Below are 16,970 nucleotides of genomic sequence, written 5' to 3' on the forward strand. Positions count from 1 at the left end.
GGCTGGGTGGTAGTAAAGGGACGGACACTAGCGGTGCATGATCTAGCGCCAGATGATTTAGCGGCGCATGATCTTTTTGGACAACCAGTTGCCGAAGAACTGCGCGGCCTGCACCATCAGGATGATCACAGCAGTAGCAACCAGTGTGACCTCGTAGTTGAAGGCGCGGTGTCCGTAGACGATGGCGAAGTCACCCAAACCACCGCCGCCGACGTAACCGGCCATGGCGGACATGTCGACAATCGCGATGAAGATGAAGGTGTAACCCAGGACCAATGGCCCCAGGGCTTCGGGGAGGATCACGCGGGTGATGATTCGCCACGGGCCAGCACCCATTGCGCGGGCAGCTTCGATAATGCCGGGATCGATCGCGACTAGGTTCTGTTCGACGATACGGGCGACGGCGAAGGTTGCGGCAATCCCCATCACAAATGCCGCGGATTCGCGGCCAATGGAGGAGCCGATCACTCCCACAGTCACTGGTTGTAGCAACGCCAGCAAAATGATGAAGGGGATTGGGCGGACGAAGTTCACCAGGATGTTTAGGACCGTGTAGAAGAATTTGTTCTGCAGGATCCCGCCTTCGCGGGTGGTGAATAAGAAAACGCCGGTGACTAGGCCGAGGATGCCGCCGACAGCCATGGCGAAAGCAACCATGACCACTGTGTCGACGATTGCGTCGGAAAACATGGGGCCCAGGCGGTCCCAGTTGGTATCAGCTGCGGAAATCATCGCTTAATCTCCTCAATGTGGGTGCGCTGGGATAGGGTGCGGTAGAACTCATCGATGGTGTCATCAGAGCCGTTGAGACGCACAGTCATTTTGCCAAAGGACTGCTGCTGCAGGGTGGTGACGCCACCGTGCACGATATTGATGGAACCACCGCCTGAACGCAGCGTGGCGGCGGCTTCAAAGAACCCGGAGTTTTCGGTCAGCTCGATGGTGAACAGGCGCCCGTCGTGGGCCAGTAGGTCATCGGCTTCAATAGAGTCCGGTTCATTGCGTAGGGCAGTAGCGACGAATCGCTTGGCGACGTCCGTTTTCGGCGCAGAAAAGATTTCGTAAATCTCGCCGTATTCCACGACGGAGCCGTTTTCCATCACCGCGACTTTGTCCGCGATGGAGCGCACGACTTCCATTTCGTGGGTAATCACCACGATGGTGATCCCGAATTCTTGGTTGACTTTCCGCAATACTTCCAAGATCTCTTGAGTAGTCTCTGGGTCGAGTGCGGAGGTGGCTTCGTCGGCAAGCAACAGCGACGGGTTTGTCGCCAGGGCGCGGGCAATGCCGACGCGCTGTTTTTGTCCGCCGGATAGCTGCTCGGGGTAGGAGTTGCCACGTTCGCCGAGACCGACGAATTCGAGTAGCTCTTGCACGCGTTTTTTGCGTTCGGCTTTTGCGATACCGGCGAGCTTCAGTGGGAACTCGATATTTGCAGCTGCGGTACGGGAATTAAAGAGGTTGAATTGCTGGAAGATCATCCCGATATTGCGGCGTAGTCCGCGCATTTTTGCTTCGGACATGCCGACGATCTCTGTGCCGTCGAGTTTTAGCGAACCGGAAGTCGGTGAATCTAGGCCGTTGATCAGGCGCACCAGGGTGGATTTACCTGCGCCGGAATAGCCGATGATGCCGATGACTTCACCGGACTCAACGGTCAAGGTGACATCGTCGACGGCGGTGACCTTCGCAGAGCCTTTCTTCTTGCTCGCAAAGACTTTCTCGACGTTGGTGAATTCGATGCGGGTGCCGCGGCGTTCGCCACTTCCGCTAGTAGGGCTTTGGCCCGAGTGTTTTACCACGAAAAACCATCATTTCTTCTTAGACGGAAAACGCTTAGTCGCAGCTATGTTAGCCGTGACTAAGCGTATTTCGTTACTAGCCTGGTTAGAAATATTCGGATGAGTCCCGAATGTGCTCCGAATTAGCCCTGCTGTAGTTCCTCTTCCAGCTTGTCCAGGATCTCTTGCAGTTCTGCGCGTGGACGCTTGATTTGCACGGCGGTGCCGCCGGATTCTTCGCGTACAGCTTCTGCGACGCGCTCGTCGTGCCACAGTTCTGCCAGCTCGTTCAGTACAGCATCGTCGACGTTGTCGGCACGCACGGCCCATAGGTTGATGTACGGCTCGGCGCCTTCACCATTTGGATCATCTTCGAAGATGGCTTCCTTTGGATCAATGTTGGCCTTCTCCAGGAAGGAGTTGTTGATCACAGCAGGGCGGCCTTCGCCGTACAAGCGTGCGGTCTGGGCAGCGTCGATCGGGGTGACGGTGACCTTGGAAGCGTCTTTGTCGATATCAGCCGGGGTTGGGGTGTACTTGGAATCGCCGGTCAGCTTGATCAGGCCAGCTTCCTGTAGCAGCAACAGCGCACGACCCTGGTTCACGGTGTCGTTCGGGATGGCGATTTCTTCGCCCTCGATCTGGTCAACGTCGAGCTTTTCGGCGTCCTTCCAGTACAGGCCCAATGGGTAGATCTCTGTGGAAACCAGTGGCGCCAGGTCGTCGCCGGAGCCAATGTTGTGCTGTGCCAAGTACATCAGGTGCTGGAATTTGTTGGTATCCAGTTCACCCTGGGTTAGCGCTGGGTTTGGGGTGGAATATTCCGCGAAGTTGCGCAGATCGATGTTGAAGCCGTGCTCTTCTGCGACTTCTTCGAATACTGCCCACGATGGCATCGAAGCATCGGTGGTGCCGATAACGATGGTGTCGTCTTTGGAGTATCCGCCTTCACCGTTAGCGGAATTGGCGGAGTCATCGCTGGAGCAGGCAACCAGGGTGGCTGCGGTCAGTGCAGCGGTGCTGCCTGCAATAATACGGCGGATCTTCATAGGGTGTGGGGTCCTTTCATGGGAGTTTCCAGCATGCAGTTTTGGCCCTTGGTGCATGCGGATGCAATGACGTGGAATCTAGCAGACGCTATACAGCTTTGTCTACATTTTTGTTCAACTGCTGCTGTTTAAGGGTGTGTAGATTTTGCTTTGTTCGAAAATGTATACGTACCCGTGCGGCTTTCTGTGTAGGGTTGCACTCATGAATTTCAATGGTGGTGCGGGCCTGCCGTGGTCCCGTTTGGAAAGGATCTTATCTGGGCATCCAGTGCCTGCCCCCGTATTGCTGCCCGCACGTGCTGATATTGTCTCTAACTCGCAAGATTCTGCAGGATATAAGTTTGCCGACGGCCCAGCCTTTGCGGAATTAACTGCGGTGAGCTCCTATAGCTTCCTTGTGGGGGCTTCGGATCCAGAAGCCCTGGTGGAACGTGCCTGTCAACTGGGCTTGACCGCGTTGGGTATCTGCGATCACGACGGATTTTATGGTTCCATCGTCTTTGCGGAAGCTGCAGCTAAAGCTGGTTTACCGACCATTTTTGGTGCTCGGCTGAGTCTGGATCATGGCAGTCTTACCGTCCTGGTGCGCACCCCGGAAGGCTACCGTCTGTTGTCTCGGGTGATGGCGGCTGCGCATATGGCTAGTGATGATCGGCGCCCGCGGTATCCAAGCTTGGAATCTTTGGCCAAACAATTGGCCGGGCAATGCTATATTCTCGTGGATTATTCTTGGCTTAGTATGCTCGATACCTTGATCGAATGCTTCGGAATAGACAGCTTGGTTCTACACTATGAATCTAAGTTATTACCGGAAGACGCTGATCACTTTGCTGCTTTGGATTCCGCTGCTGCGGCGGTGAAAACTGCAGAATCTGAGAATTTGGTGCAAATAGCTGCCGCACAAGGTCTTAAAACACGTGGAACTAACGGGGAAACTACGCGGAGAAGGCCGCGCCTTCGTGCCATCATTAGCGCCAGCCCACATGCTGCTACCCGTAAGGAAACTCGTCTAGCTAGTGCGAAAGCTGCGTTGGCGCAGCGCGAATCACTGGACACCGCTAGTTGGCACACGCACCCGATGGGGGCGCAGTGGTTGCGTGATGGCCGTGGCATGCTGCGTTTAGCTCCGGGGCGGGAACAGCTGCTGCAAGAAACCGTCGATATTGCTGCAGAATGTGCTTTTAGTTGGGATATCGTGGCTCCGCGCTTACCGCATTTTGCTGTACCCGACGGAGAAACTGAAATGAGCTGGCTAAGGCAGCTGACCTTTGAGCGGGCCCGGCAACGCTACCAGGCGTATCCGGAACAGGTCTATCAGAAAGCTAAAAACCAGATTGCGCATGAGCTCAGGGTTATCGAGAAACTCGGGTTTCCTGGCTATTTTTTGATCGTGATGGATATTGTTGATTTCTGTGTGAAACAGAACATCTTGGCCCAGGGCAGGGGGTCGGCAGCTAATTCCGTGGTGTGTTTTAGCCTGGGGATCACCAACGCGGAACCAATCAGTGCGCAGCTGCTATTCGAACGCTTCTTGTCGGCAGATCGCGATGGTCCACCAGATATTGACCTTGATATTGAATCCACTTGCAGGGAAGAAGTCATCCAATACGTCTATGCCACGTACGGGCGTGACCGTGCCGCGCAGGTGGCTAATGTGATTACTTACCGCCGGAAAGGTGCGGTTCGTGATGCTGCGCGGGCGTTGGGGTTCCCACAAGGCACCGCAGATAGCTGGGCGCAAGGCAAAACAGAGCCTCCGGATAATGTGGTGGCTCTTTCCGAGCAATTCCTGGGACAACCACGCCATTTGGGGATTCATTCCGGGGGCATGGTTTTGTGCGACCGGCCAGTCACCGACGTGGTGCCCACGCAGTGGGCGGCGATGGAAGGCCGCAGCGTCGTGCAATGGGACAAAGACAGCTGCGCGGGCGCAGGCTTGGTGAAATTCGACTTGCTGGGGCTGGGCATGCTGGAAGCTTTGCACCACATGATTGACCTGGTGCAGGAGCAACACGGGCATACCGTGAATCTTTGGGAAATCGATTTAGCAGACCACAATGTTTATGACATGCTGTGCCGGGCTGATGCCGTGGGCGTATTTCAGGTGGAATCACGTGCGCAATTGAACACCCTGCCGCGGTTAAAACCTCGCTGTTTTTTCGATTTGGTGGTGGAAGTCGCACTGATCCGCCCTGGGCCGATCCAAGGCGGTTCCGTGCACCCGTACTTACGACGGCGGGATGGCCTGGAAAAGATCACCTATGACCACCCGGTGCTGGAAAAAGCTTTGGCGAAAACCCTGGGAATTCCATTATTTCAGGAACAATTAATGCATATCGCGGTTGATGCCGCAGGTTTTAGTGGCACAGAAGCCGATGACCTCCGCCGGGCGATGGGATCGAAGCGCTCACCTGAGCGCATGGCCGCGCTGCAAGAACGCTTTTTGCGCGGATGTTGGGAAACCAACCAGATCGAGGCAGAAATAGCCTATAAGCTGTGGTCAAAGATTGTAGCCTTTGCAGCTTATGGGTTTCCGGAATCGCATTCGCAGTCTTTTGCCTCACTGGTGTTTTTCTCTGCCTGGTTCAAGTGCTACTATCCGGCAGAATTTTGTGTGGGGCTGCTGCGCGCCCAGCCGATGGGTTTTTATTCTCCGCAGTCGCTGATTCAGGATGCCCGCCGCCACGGGGTGCAGATCCTGCCAGTTTCGGTGTTGGATTCGCAGGTAGAAGCCAGCGTGACCAGCGGGGCCATCCGTTTGGGGCTTGGTTCTGTGAAAGGCTTGTCGACGTCTACCGCCGAAGCTATCGTCACCGCGCAACCCGCGTTGTCTCGACAGTCTTCGGTAGCCGATCTGGTGCGCCGAACCGGGGCATCAGTACGCGAGGTCGAAGCACTCGCCCGCGCTGGGGCATTGGAAATACTCGGGCTGGATCGTCGGCAAGCGCAATGGGTGGCTGGTGTGGCTGCTACCGAACAGCCGGGTATGTTGCCGGGGCTTTCGGCGATTGCTGCACCGGCGCTTCCCGGAATGAGTGGTTTTGAAATGCTGGTGGCAGATCTTGCCAGCACCGGAGTAACCCCGGATACCCAGCCGATGGAGTTGCTGCGGCATGCGTTGGCAGGCCAACAGGTGCTGCGTGCTGCGGACTTGTTGCGGGTTACGGATGGTAAACGTATCCGTGTGGCAGGCATGGTTACCCACCGGCAGCGCCCGAATACCGCTAGCGGGTCGACGTTTCTGGGAATGGAAGATGAAACCGGGCTGATTAACGTTATTGTTTCGCCGGGGTTGTGGAAGAGGCAGAAAAGACTAGCGCGCACCGCCAAAGCTTTGGTGGTGCGCGGGATAGTGCAAAACGCCAGCGGGGCAGCCACCGTGGTGGCCGACCGGCTGGAGCCCCTAGAAATCAGTGAGTTGCTTGCGGTGCGCTCGCGGGATTTTCAGTAGCTGAGCTTATGCAGCCGAGCTGTACTTATGCAGTGAAAGCCCAGATCATGCAGCCGGGTCGAGCGCATCAGTTGAGCTTATTTGCTGTCTGCATCCAGCATTTCTAGCAGCTCTTCAATGACATCAAGGGCGTGCATTGCGGAGTAATAAGCGCCTTCATGGGTCTGCTCATCAGAGCGGACCACGGCCTCGTTCTTCACCGCTGGAATCTTGCCGAACTGTGCATTCGACTGCAGCGATTGCCAGACGGACTTCTCGTTGACCAGGGCCACCAAGGCGTCGACGTCGGCAAGCTCATCGCCAATCTCATCGACAGAGTACTTGCCAGTGACACCCTCCAGGGCTTCGTTGAATGCCTTCGAAGGTTCCGCGCCGAGATCCTGCAGCATCTGCGAGAGCAAACGGGTTCCGTTGATGACGAACTCTTCGCCGTCGTAGCTGACCGGGGCGAACTTGTTGTCCGCCAGGACCTTGGCATACTTATCCGACAGCTTGCCGACGCGTTTCTCATAATCGGCAATCAGGCTGCCACCCTCTTTTTCAGTACCGGTGGCAGACGCAACCAGCATCAGATCATCTTGCCAGGTAGCGGTGGAAAAATCACCGATTGGCAGAACCGGGGCGATCTCTTTGAGTTCGTCGTGGATCGGGGTGACATCCTGGACCGCACCGATGATTAGGTCCGGGTCGGCTTTTTTAACAGCGTCGATGTCTACTTCTTCATCACCAGCGGTGTACAGCGTTTCTGCGCCATCTTCGTCGGCTTGTTTGATTTCTGCAGCCAATGGCGAATCCAAATCAAACGCCTCTGGTGCCTTCGGATAACCGGTGACCGGCAGCTCCAAAGATAGAGCAATATCGAGGTCGCGGCTGCCAGTCAGCACCACGACGGATTTCACATCGGCAGGTACTTCTACCTCGCCGAGTTCGGTATCCACAGTGCGGGATTCGCCATCCTTGTTGGCGGTTTTCTCGGTGTCCGAAGCAACCGAGGATGCGGTGCTTGCTGCTTCCGAGGCTGCGTCTTTGACAGAATCAGCGGCTTCGTCAGCAGAAGAGCACGCGCTCAGGGTCAAGGCAGCAGCTACACATAGCGGAACAATCTTTTTCATAATTATTACGTTAGCAAAAAAATCTGCTGCCAAAACTCTAGAAATTACATCTTGGATTCGATGTACGTTACGTGGGTTTCGACGAATTCCATGATGCCGTGCTTGCCATCGGCACCGCCGATACCAGAGTTGCGACGGCCAGCGTGGAAGCCCTGCATTGCTTCGAAGTTTTCGCGGTTGATGTAGGTCTCGCCGTAGAGCAGCTCGCGGGCAGCCTTGTGGGCTTTGTGCACGTTCTCGGTATATACCGACGAGGTCAAGCCGTATTCCGAGCTGTTCGCGAACTCAATGGCCTCATCCAAATCCTTGACGGTAACCACCGGTAGAACAGGACCGAAGACTTCTTCGCGGGTAATCGCAGCGCCTTTTTCTACGCCGTCCAACAGCGTTGGCTGGTAGAAGAAGCCTTTGCCTTTATCCTCAGCAGCGGCACCGCCACACACCACCTGGGCGCCGGCGTCGACGGCGGCTTGCACCATTTCGCTGACATTCGTCAATCCGGCCTGGTTGATCAGTGGGCCCATGTCCAGCTCGTCCTCGGTGGAAGTATCGCCGTAGCGGGTGGACTCGAATTTGTCCTTCAGCTTGGCGACGAGCTCATCATGCACGGCTTCTTCCACGAGCACGACTTCCGCGCAGTTGCATACCTGGCCGGTGTTGATCACGCGTGAGTTCCAGATGGCGGTGGCTGCCAGGTCCAGGTCGGCGTCAGCAAGCACGATCGCTGGTGCCTTACCGCCGAGTTCTAGGTTGACGCGGGTGAGGTTTTCCGCAGCAGCTGCCATGATCTTCTTGCCGGTTGCTACCGATCCCGTCATCGAGATCATGTCGACGTCTTTGTGGCGGGTCAATGCATCACCCACGACAGATCCGCGGCCACCGACCATGTTGAATACGCCCTTAGGCAGGCCGATGCCGTCGACCAGTTTGGCGAACTCGAAGGCGTTGATGGGGGTTTCGTCTGAAGGCTTGATGACGATGGTGTTGCCGGTGACCAGGGCCGGAGCCATTTTGCGCACGATGAGGAAGAACGGGAAGTTCCATGGCAAGATGCCACCGACGACGCCAATGGGTTGGTAGGTCAGGAAAATGGACTCGTTGGGACGATCCGATGGGATGACTTCGCCTTCAATGCGACGGGCAAAACCAGCCATGTAGTCGAGGTAATCGGCAGTGAAGCTGACCTCGACTTTGGCCAGGCCACGGGCTTTACCTTGCTCACGCACCAAGTAATCAGCGAAACGGTCGACGTGGTTGCGTAGTTCTGCTGCGATCTTGGTCAAATACCCGGCACGCTCAATGGCAGGTAGCTTTGCCCATTCCACCTGGGCGGCCTTGGCTGCCTGGACTGCTTGATCTACTGCTGCGGCATCGGAAGCTGGTGCCTGGGCGATGACCTCACCCGTTGACGGGTTGAGAACGTCGTGGAATTCGGCTGGGGCGACGAATTCGTTGTTGATGTAGTTCTGGTAGCTGGACATGAAAACTCCTTGGTTGGTGTAACTACTGGGTTAGTTGCACTACTGCGTTAGCTGCGAGCAGTGTCAATGAGTCGAGCAATTTCTTCCTGCTGTGCTCTTGTTAGCTCGATATATGGCTCATGCGTGGCGGTACTGAAATCTGCGCCGCTGGCATAACGCACAGCGTGTTTTATGGTGTGGATGAAGTGATCACCTACCTCGTAGACAGACATCAGAGCAGCAATCTTTTCCGCATTCTGTGCTGCAGCGGCTAAATCACCAGACTCATATGCGCGGTGCATGTCGCCGAAAATCTCCGGAACGACATTGGTGAGTCCACACAAAACGCCCTGGCCCCCTGCGATGCGGTTAGGGAAATAGTACTCGTCGAAACCGGAAAGCACGGAAAAACTATCTGGGGTATCTCGGATTACCCGTCTAGTGTGGGCTGCGGAATCCACGGTGTCTTTTACCCCGACGATATTTGGGTGTGCCTGTGCAATCCGGCTGATAAGTTCTGCCGAAAGATCATTGCCTGTGCGGTCGGGGAAGTTGTACAGCACGATGGGCAACTCAGAAGCGTCGGCAAGCTCAGTGAAATATTGCACTGCAAGTTCATCGCTGGGGCCAAAATAATATGGGCTGACGACAACTGCAGCATCGGCCCCATGTTTCAGACCATGGGCATTGAGTTCTTTGACTTCTTCTATTCGGGCGCTGCCCGAGCCAATAAAGAAATGCATGCGGCCTTGGACAACCTGGCTAACAAATTCGATAGCCTGCTTCTTTTGTTCCGTGCTCAACGCATAGAACTCACCGATGCTGCCGAAGATTAAAACACCGGAAATGCCTCCGGAAATCAGTCGCTCGAGATGGGCTTCCCAAGCCTGAAAATCAATGCTGCCGTCGCTGTGAAATGGAGTTATTGACGGGCAGTAAACTCCTGTAAACATTTATTTTCCTTTCAAGTTATAAACGGAACGGGCAGTACTGGAAAACACATCAGGATCATCGCCAAACACTTTCCGTATTGCGGTGATATGCGTATGTAACTCGGTATAAATACCGATGACCGGCCAGTTTGATGCAAACATGAGTCTTTGCGGGCCGAAGATCTCGCCGAGAAACTCCAATAGCCGGTAGGCATCTGCTGTGGATTCGTAACTTAGCCCTGAGAGTTTGCAGTACACATTGGGGTGTTCGGCTAGAGCTCTCATATTGCTGGCAAACTCGCCATTGAGATGTTGGGCATTGCCGCAATGGTCAATAACAACGCGGGTATTTGCACACTCTGCATAGGTTGTCGAGAAATCTCCTAATTCCGGGGTGCGCATGCAGAGATCGAAAACCTTTGCTTGGCTAGATAAGTTCCTGCAACCCGCGGCGAAGCTGTTTTCTAAGCAGCGGCCTCGGGGTACGTTATCGTTATGCAACACTTCCCGCACTCCGGCGGCACCTAGAGTAACCTGCAAATCTTTGTGTAAATAAGCGTGCGTAACGAAGCCTTTTAGTAACGGTTCCTGCTGCATTAAGGATGTAATGCGAGCGTCTTCGTCAACAGGATCAGCGACGTCGGCTTCCACATGCAGTGCACCGACTAGTTCGACGTCCTCCAGACCTTTGTCGTGCAGGTTGTTGTAAGCCTGCTTAAGGTCAGAAAAACTGAAAGACCTATGCAACATGGAATCTACGCCCTGCAGCCAGTCGAGCTGTTGGGCTGCAAGATCCCACACATGAATGTGAGAATCGAAAATCTTCAGATTAGTCATTTCCCGTACCGTTTTCGCGATTACAGCTGTCGTTGCAACCTGCTTTACAAAGCCCGGTCTAAGTGCACGTAGCCACCATCCGGATGGATCCACTGGCCGGTAGTGTGCGAAGACCGGTCCGACAGTAAGAACACTGCTGTATCAGCGAGCTCTTCGACCGTGGTCATGCGGTTGTGCAGGGGAATTTCGTTGGTGATGAGCTGTAGACGCTTCTGTTGAGCCTCTTCATCGCCAAAAGATTTAATCCACTTCTCGTACAAAGGGGTCCATGCTTCTGCGACGACGAGTGCGTTCACGCGCACCCCATGGGGAGCTAATGCAGCAGCCCATTCACGGGTCAGGCCTAGGATGGCACCTTTAGCGGCTGCGTAGGCTGAGGTTTTTCCTTGGCCGGTCAGCGCGGTTTTCGAGCCGATATTGAGAATGGCTCCGGCAGATTCTTGCAGGTATCTTTGAGCTGCGTGAACGGTCTCGTAGTAATGCGTGAGATTGCTATGCAAAGATTGTTCAAACTCACGCCAGGAAGTTTCTTCGAGCGCTTTATTATCGTTGGCACCCGCATTGTTTACGATGCCGTCGATATGTCCATAACGCTGGTAGGCATCATCGATAATGCCTGCTATGTCGTCGGTGTTATTCAGATCAATCTCGTAGGCAGCGTAATCTGCCGTGAGATTTTCGATTTCGGTTCTGTATTCGTCGTTGAGGGGAGTGCGATCAAGGATGACCGGAACCGCACCTTCGCGCGCGAGCGCAAATACGATTGCTTTGCCGATTCCGCCCATGCCACCGGTGACGACGAAAACTTTTTTGTCGAGGTGAAGGTCCATGCTGCACCATCCTTTGGTTCTATGGTGTGAAACCCTGTTTCATGTTTTTTCTCATAGTACCCCAAGAAAATGTGAGATGGAACCCGCAATATCAATTAGTGTGATCTAGCTGGAATATTTCGTCGTATGTGCACCCAAATTATGTGATATTTCGGCTGCGGCTTCGGTGATCAACGGCGCAAACCGTTCCACCTGCTTCAATGTGTTTTCCATTGCCAGGGAGGTGAGGGAAATCCCGTATGTAGCTTTCCCGGAGTGGTTGAAGATCGGTGCACCAATGCAGCGAATTCCGGGGACATTTTCTTCATCATCGAAGCTGTAGCCACGGGTGCGTACGACCGCGATTTCCTGGTCGAGGTCTTCTGGGGTGGTAATGGTGTTTGGGGTTAGTGCAGCGAGTCCTGCTTGCCTGATGGCGCTTTCTAGTTCTGACTTATCCATGCCGGCGAGTAGGCACTTTCCAATTGCAGTCGAGTGGAGTGGAAGGCGTTTGCCGATTGTGGATGGGATCTCGTAGGGGGTTGGGCCTTGGCGTTTGGCGACGTAAATTGCCTCATTGACGTTGAGCGCACCAACGTGCAAGGTGTATCCAGTTTCTTCGGCAAGCTGTGTCAGTACTGGGTTGGCAACTTCGGAAATGTCAATCGAATTAAACGCTCGGCTGGCGAGGCGAAGTGAGGTGACACCAGGCGCATAAGTCCCATCATTTGCGAGGTAGACAAATTCGTAGTCAAGTAGCGTTTGCAGGATTCGGTGCACCGTAGCCTTGGCGAATCCGGTAGCTGTGACGATGTCTGAAAAGCGTTCGTGCTCAATGGCGGCTTGTAAAACAAGCAACGTTTTGTCGGCGGCAGTGAGGCGAGCGTTCGGCGCAGTCATTATTGGGGGTGCTCCTCGCGGATATTGGCAGGCATGGGGTGAAAATTACTTCATCAGTAGCTGGGCTAATGCCTATTGTCGCACGATTGTTATGGGTGGTTTGTGCGTGAGGTTGAACGTAATTTGTATAACCCCTTGCGTATGTTCGTGACTTGAACTACATTCCTAACTACACAATTTAGGAACTAGGTTCTGTCATGTGAAACTTCACGCTTCATGGTGCGCGCAGAGCCATCCGGTAAGGAGGGCACAATTGTCCAGAATCACGCAGATAAAAACCTACGATTTTAGATTTCCAACCTCGCAGTCACTCTCCGGCTCTGACGCGATGAACCCCGACCCGGATTATTCTTCTGCGTACGTAGAAATTTCGACGGACGCAGACGACGGGCATACTGGTATCGGCTTCGTTTTCACCATCGGACGTGGTAACGACGTCGTGTGTAAAGCTATTGAGTCGCTTAGCCAACGATTTATTGGGCAAGAGATAGAACCATACCTCGACAATATGAAGCGTGCCTGGGATGACCTGGTGCATGATTCCCAACTGCGCTGGCTGGGCCCAGAAAAAGGCGTCGAGCATATGGCTATCGGTGCAGTGCTGAATGCGTTCTGGGACCTGAAAGCTAAACGTGCAGAGGTGCCACTCTGGCGGTTATTAGCGGAGATGGATCCAGCCGACTTGGTGGCGACTCTCGATTTCCGGTATCTCACGGATGCTTTAACTCCAGAAGAAGCTATTGATTTCCTAAAAGATGGTAAAAGAGGCCAGCAAGAGCGAATCGATAATCTTTTGGCTCACGGCTACCCGGGATATTCCACGGCGGCCGGATGGCTGGGCTATTCCGATGACAAGATGGTCAGGTTGGCGAAAACGGAAAGCCAGGACAAAGGCTTCCAGCTGATCAAACTCAAAGTCGGCCAGAACCTTGATGACGATTTGCGTCGGTTGGCCCTAGCCAGGGAAGCAATCGGTCCCAACGTTCGCTTGGCAGTGGACGCCAATCAGGTATGGGACGTCCCACAGGCAATTGATTGGATTAAACAATTCCACGAATTCGATCTCGCGTTTGTGGAAGAACCGACCAGCCCTGATGATGTGCTCGGGCACGCTGCGATTGCCCGCGCCGTGGACCCAATCCCCGTAGCAACCGGCGAGCAGATGCAATCCCGAATCCTCTATAAGCAATTTTTGCAGGCTAATGCCTTCGGAATTATGCAGGTAGATGCTACCCGGGTGGCGGGGCCACAAGAACTCCTCATCGAGTATTTGCTGGCACATAAATTTAACAAGCCTGTGGTGCCGCATGCTGGCGGTGTGGGTTTGTGCGAGGCCGTGCAACATTTTGCGATGTTCGATTATCTGTCAGTGTCATGCACATTGGAAAACCGGCTGATCGAATATGTCGATAACCAACACGAGCATTTCGTGGACCCGGTCGTGATCAAAAACGGTAACTACATGCCGCCACTGTTACCGGGAAACAGTTGTGAAATGACTCTGGCCAGCACAGAGAAATATCTTTACACGCCTGGTGCCTAACAGGATAAATCGCCACCACCCAGAGCCACTACCCAAGGCCTAAGCCTTCATTTTCTAAGGATGCGATATGAATGGAAAATCAAATCTGAACCCAGCGAATAGCGCGGGAACAGAAGCTACAGGAACGCAAAAATCTACTGGAACGAAGAAAAACGAATCCGGTGGATTCCTTTACCCAGGGTTGCTGCTTCCCTTCGTCCTGATCGTTTCGTGTTTCGCGGCGTGGGGAATTTCGACTGACCTCACCGCTCCAATGGTTAACGTGTTCAGCTCGGTTTTCGATATGAACGCGTTTCAATCAGCTCTCGTACAGTTTGCATACTTCGGGGCATATTTCTTACTTGCCATCCCGGCAGCCATAATCAATACCAAGCTGGGATTCAAAGGCGGAGTTGTCCTGGGCATGAGCATGGCAGCACTGGGCGCCTTCATGTTCTTCCCTGCGTCACAAATTATGACCTACGGGGTATTCCTTGCGGCACTGTTTATTCTTGCCGGTGGATTGTCGATTGTTGAAACTTCAGCGAATCCGTACGTAATGTCACTGGGGCCGGAGAAGAATGCGACTCGACGCCTGAACTTTGCGCAGGCCTTCAACCCGATCGGTGCCAACATCGGCGTTTTGATGGCCACCCTGTTGGTAGCACCTCATATTCGTGAATCCGTCGACAAGTCCGGACTTAGCGAAGACCAGTTGCTCGAGCAAACCTCCCAGGAACTGGAAAAGGTGATGATTCCATACATCATCCTGGGCGTGTTGTACGTAGCGCTGGCGCTATCGATCTTCTTCGTTAAAGTTCCAAAGAACAAAGCGATGGAAGAAACCGACTTCTCCAATGTTCCGAAGGGCGTTGTTGGGCGCCTGTGGAACAACGGAACCTATCGTTTCGGCGTCGTCGCGCAGTTCTTTAATGTGGCGGCACAGACTTGTATCTGGACTTTCATTCCGTTTTATATCCAGTACACGCTCGATGCAGACCTAAAAACTGCTGGTTGGTGGCTGCAGATCTCACTCGTGTTCTTCTTGGTTGCCAGGTTCGTCATGGTCTGGTTGATGGGGAAAATCGAAGGTCGCTACCTGTTGACCATAATGTGTGGTCTAGGTGTGGTATTCACGATCATCGGCATCCTTTCCGGAAACGTCTTGGGTGCATTGTGCATTGTCGCTTTGTCCGCGTGCATTTCGCTGCTGTTCCCAACCATTTACGGAATTTCTTTGACTGGAGTGGGGCGCGATACCAAATTCGCTTCCTCGGGTCTGGTGATGGCGATCATTGGTGGTGCAATCGCGCCAATGATCCAAGGTGCGATCCAAGACGCGACTAACCCGCAAGTTGGTTTCACTTTCGTTCTGCTGTGCTTCATCGTTATCGGTGCCTTCGGTTTGTACGCCATCAAGCACCAGAAATCTGATGATATTGAGGCAGCACCAACGATGGGGAAGAAATAACAATGTTGCGCGGAATATCGCCCTTACTGACTCCCGAATTATTGTCAGCACTATCCGCAATGGGGCATGGTGACGAGATAACGCTTGCCGACGCCCATTATCCCCGGTTCGGTGATGGGCAGCGTGCCATCCGCATGGATGGACTAGGAATCCCTGCTTTGCTTGAGGCAATCATGCCTTTGTTTAAACTCGATCAATACGAGGATAAACAATATTTGCTCATGGCACCGGTAGCAGGTGATTCTGACGCTCCGGTCTGGGACAGCTATCGCAAGATAATTTCGGCGTATGACCCAGGTGCAGAACCAGAATTTTTAGAGCGGTTTCGCTTCTATGAGCGCGCACAGAGTTCATATTTAACAGTCGTGACTGGTGAAACCGCCCAATACGGCAATATCATTTTGCGGAAAGGCGTAATTCTCGGTTAAGTCGCCCCGGTAGGCTGGCTGCCATGTGCGCAACGTATGGGCTCGATTCGACCATGGAACTGCCGAATTACGAGCCGTTGTTTTAACCAGTGCAGTTCTAACCAGTGCAGCGGTGCCACTGGTTCCGTGTGACCACTAATGCAGCGCGCCGGGTCGCCGGGTTGTTTAGCAGTGGGAATCGCTTTTGCTCAACCCCGCGCGTTCCCACGCATTCAAGAAGGCATCGGCTTCTTGTTCGCTAGTCACGGAAATACGTACGCCTTCGTCGCCGTAGCGGCGGATGATCACGCCTTCATCAAAGATGCGTTGTTCCACGTCCGCCGCATCCGCGCGTGGTAGCCACACGAAGTTGCCTTGCGATGGTGCCGCGCCGATAGCTTGTGCAATGCGATCACGCTGGCGCTTGGATTCTTCCACCCGCGGGCTAAAAGCTTCGCGGTGTGCCAGGGCAGCAATTGCTGCCTGTTCCGCCATTCCGGTCACGGCCAGTGGCAGTGCCACCAAGTTCAGCGCTTTTGCCAATTCTGGCTGGGCAAAGCCGTAGCCAACCCGCATGCCGGCCAAACCGAAGGCCTTGGAAAAGGTCCGTGCGCCAATCAGGTTTGGGTAATCCTGAATTTCCTGCACTGCATCTGGGCGCTCCGGGTCATCGTTAAATTCCCAGTAAGCTTCGTCGATCAGCACCACAAGATCATCCGGGATCATATCCATGAACTCGCGGAATTCTGCGCGGCTAAAAGTCGTGCCGGTAGGGTTGTTCGGGTTGCACAAGATCACCAGTTTGGTCTTGTCCGTGATGGCTTTGGCACAGGCACGCAAATCGATGCTGTAGTCGTCGGCAAGCGGGACCGTGACTGGAACGGCGCCAGCCATGCGCACATACAGCGGGTAGGCCTCGAAGCTGCGCCAAGGAAAGACCACCTCATCGCCGGTATTACAGGTGATGCGGACGGCGCGTTGCACGATGGATGAAGCGCCAGGGCCAACGCAAAGATTGTCCTCGCTCAACCCAAGGTATTCCGCAAGCGCTGCTGTGAGCTCCGGGGACCTGAATTCGCCATAGCGGTTGCCATACTGCACAGCAGCGTGGATGGCATCTTGCACGAATGATGGTGGGGCGTAGTCGGCTTCGTTGGATGAAAGCTTTACTTTCCCCTCGGCGCTTTTGCCCGGGCGATAATACGGGAACTCGCCAAGATCTTTGCGCAGCATGTG

General features: G+C 54.1%; 14 protein-coding genes. 4 read left to right on the forward strand and 10 right to left on the reverse strand.

What is annotated here, in order from left to right; translation table 11 throughout:
* Positions 1 to 57: 57 nt before the first annotated feature.
* The 3 genes from O146_RS0102245 to O146_RS0102255 form a co-directional block, all read right to left on the reverse strand.
* A complete protein-coding gene (locus O146_RS0102245; protein WP_021351924.1) occupies positions 58 to 732 on the reverse strand; it encodes a methionine ABC transporter permease in 675 nt (224 codons plus the stop codon).
* Positions 729 to 1,805 carry a methionine ABC transporter ATP-binding protein gene (locus O146_RS0102250; protein WP_021351923.1) on the reverse strand — a complete coding sequence of 359 codons (1,077 nt, stop codon included), beginning with the start codon at positions 1,803 to 1,805 and terminating at the stop codon, positions 729 to 731. Before O146_RS0102250 ends, O146_RS0102245 begins: the two co-directional genes overlap by 4 nt.
* Before the next feature lie 122 nt (positions 1,806 to 1,927).
* Positions 1,928 to 2,833: a MetQ/NlpA family ABC transporter substrate-binding protein gene (locus O146_RS0102255; RefSeq protein WP_021351922.1), complete on the reverse strand. Its 906-nt coding sequence runs from the start codon at positions 2,831 to 2,833 to the stop codon at positions 1,928 to 1,930.
* Between the two features lie 202 nt (positions 2,834 to 3,035).
* Between O146_RS0102255 and O146_RS0102260 the strand changes: the two genes are divergently transcribed.
* Positions 3,036 to 6,284: an error-prone DNA polymerase gene (locus tag O146_RS0102260; protein ID WP_027017545.1), complete on the forward strand. Its 3,249-nt coding sequence runs from the start codon at positions 3,036 to 3,038 to the stop codon at positions 6,282 to 6,284.
* Between the two features lie 77 nt (positions 6,285 to 6,361).
* On the opposite strand, the gene O146_RS10810 is transcribed toward O146_RS0102260, so the two are convergent.
* From O146_RS10810 to O146_RS0102290, 6 genes are all read right to left on the reverse strand, one after another.
* On the reverse strand, positions 6,362 to 7,396 hold the full coding sequence (locus tag O146_RS10810) for an ABC transporter substrate-binding protein (RefSeq protein WP_035000470.1): 1,035 nt from the start codon (positions 7,394 to 7,396) through the stop codon (positions 6,362 to 6,364).
* Between the two features lie 44 nt (positions 7,397 to 7,440).
* Entirely contained in the window at positions 7,441 to 8,877 is a 1,437-nt protein-coding gene (aldA, locus tag O146_RS0102270; protein ID WP_027017546.1) for an aldehyde dehydrogenase, read from the reverse strand.
* A 47-nt stretch (positions 8,878 to 8,924) separates the two neighbouring features.
* Positions 8,925 to 9,809, reverse strand: a complete 885-nt coding sequence (locus O146_RS0102275; RefSeq protein ID WP_021351917.1) for a dihydrodipicolinate synthase family protein — start codon at positions 9,807 to 9,809, stop codon at positions 8,925 to 8,927.
* Positions 9,810 to 10,625 (reverse strand): amidohydrolase family protein, encoded by an 816-nt coding sequence (locus tag O146_RS0102280; protein ID WP_027017547.1) that lies wholly within the window; start codon positions 10,623 to 10,625, stop codon positions 9,810 to 9,812. It lies immediately after the preceding gene.
* Positions 10,626 to 10,669: 44 nt separating this feature from the next.
* Positions 10,670 to 11,455, reverse strand: coding sequence for an SDR family oxidoreductase (locus O146_RS0102285; RefSeq protein ID WP_027017548.1), 786 nt, complete (start codon positions 11,453 to 11,455; stop codon positions 10,670 to 10,672).
* 105 nt (positions 11,456 to 11,560) lie between these two features.
* Positions 11,561 to 12,334, reverse strand: a complete 774-nt coding sequence (locus tag O146_RS0102290; RefSeq protein ID WP_027017549.1) for an IclR family transcriptional regulator — start codon at positions 12,332 to 12,334, stop codon at positions 11,561 to 11,563.
* A gap of 253 nt (positions 12,335 to 12,587) precedes the next feature.
* Between O146_RS0102290 and O146_RS0102295 the strand changes: the two genes are divergently transcribed.
* The 3 genes from O146_RS0102295 to fucU all read left to right on the forward strand — a co-directional run bounded on the left by O146_RS0102295 (position 12,588) and on the right by fucU (position 15,755).
* Entirely contained in the window at positions 12,588 to 13,877 is a 1,290-nt protein-coding gene (locus tag O146_RS0102295) for an enolase C-terminal domain-like protein (RefSeq protein WP_023019015.1), read from the forward strand.
* A 67-nt stretch (positions 13,878 to 13,944) separates the two neighbouring features.
* Positions 13,945 to 15,327, forward strand: a complete 1,383-nt coding sequence (gene fucP / locus O146_RS0102300; RefSeq protein ID WP_027017550.1) for an L-fucose:H+ symporter permease — start codon at positions 13,945 to 13,947, stop codon at positions 15,325 to 15,327.
* A 2-nt stretch (positions 15,328 to 15,329) separates the two neighbouring features.
* On the forward strand, positions 15,330 to 15,755 hold the full coding sequence (gene fucU, locus O146_RS0102305; protein WP_027017551.1) for an L-fucose mutarotase: 426 nt from the start codon (positions 15,330 to 15,332) through the stop codon (positions 15,753 to 15,755).
* A gap of 165 nt (positions 15,756 to 15,920) precedes the next feature.
* Here the strand turns inward: fucU and hisC are convergent, their stop codons facing one another.
* The gene (hisC, locus tag O146_RS0102310; RefSeq protein WP_021351909.1) at positions 15,921 to 16,967 is read right to left on the reverse strand and encodes a histidinol-phosphate transaminase; all 1,047 of its coding nucleotides are present in this window, start codon (positions 16,965 to 16,967) and stop codon (positions 15,921 to 15,923) included.
* Between the last annotated feature and the right edge of the window lie 3 nt (positions 16,968 to 16,970).

Origin of the sequence: Corynebacterium pseudodiphtheriticum DSM 44287, from assembly GCF_000688415.1 — a bacterium.
Classification (GTDB): Bacteria; Actinomycetota; Actinomycetes; order Mycobacteriales; family Mycobacteriaceae; genus Corynebacterium; species Corynebacterium pseudodiphtheriticum.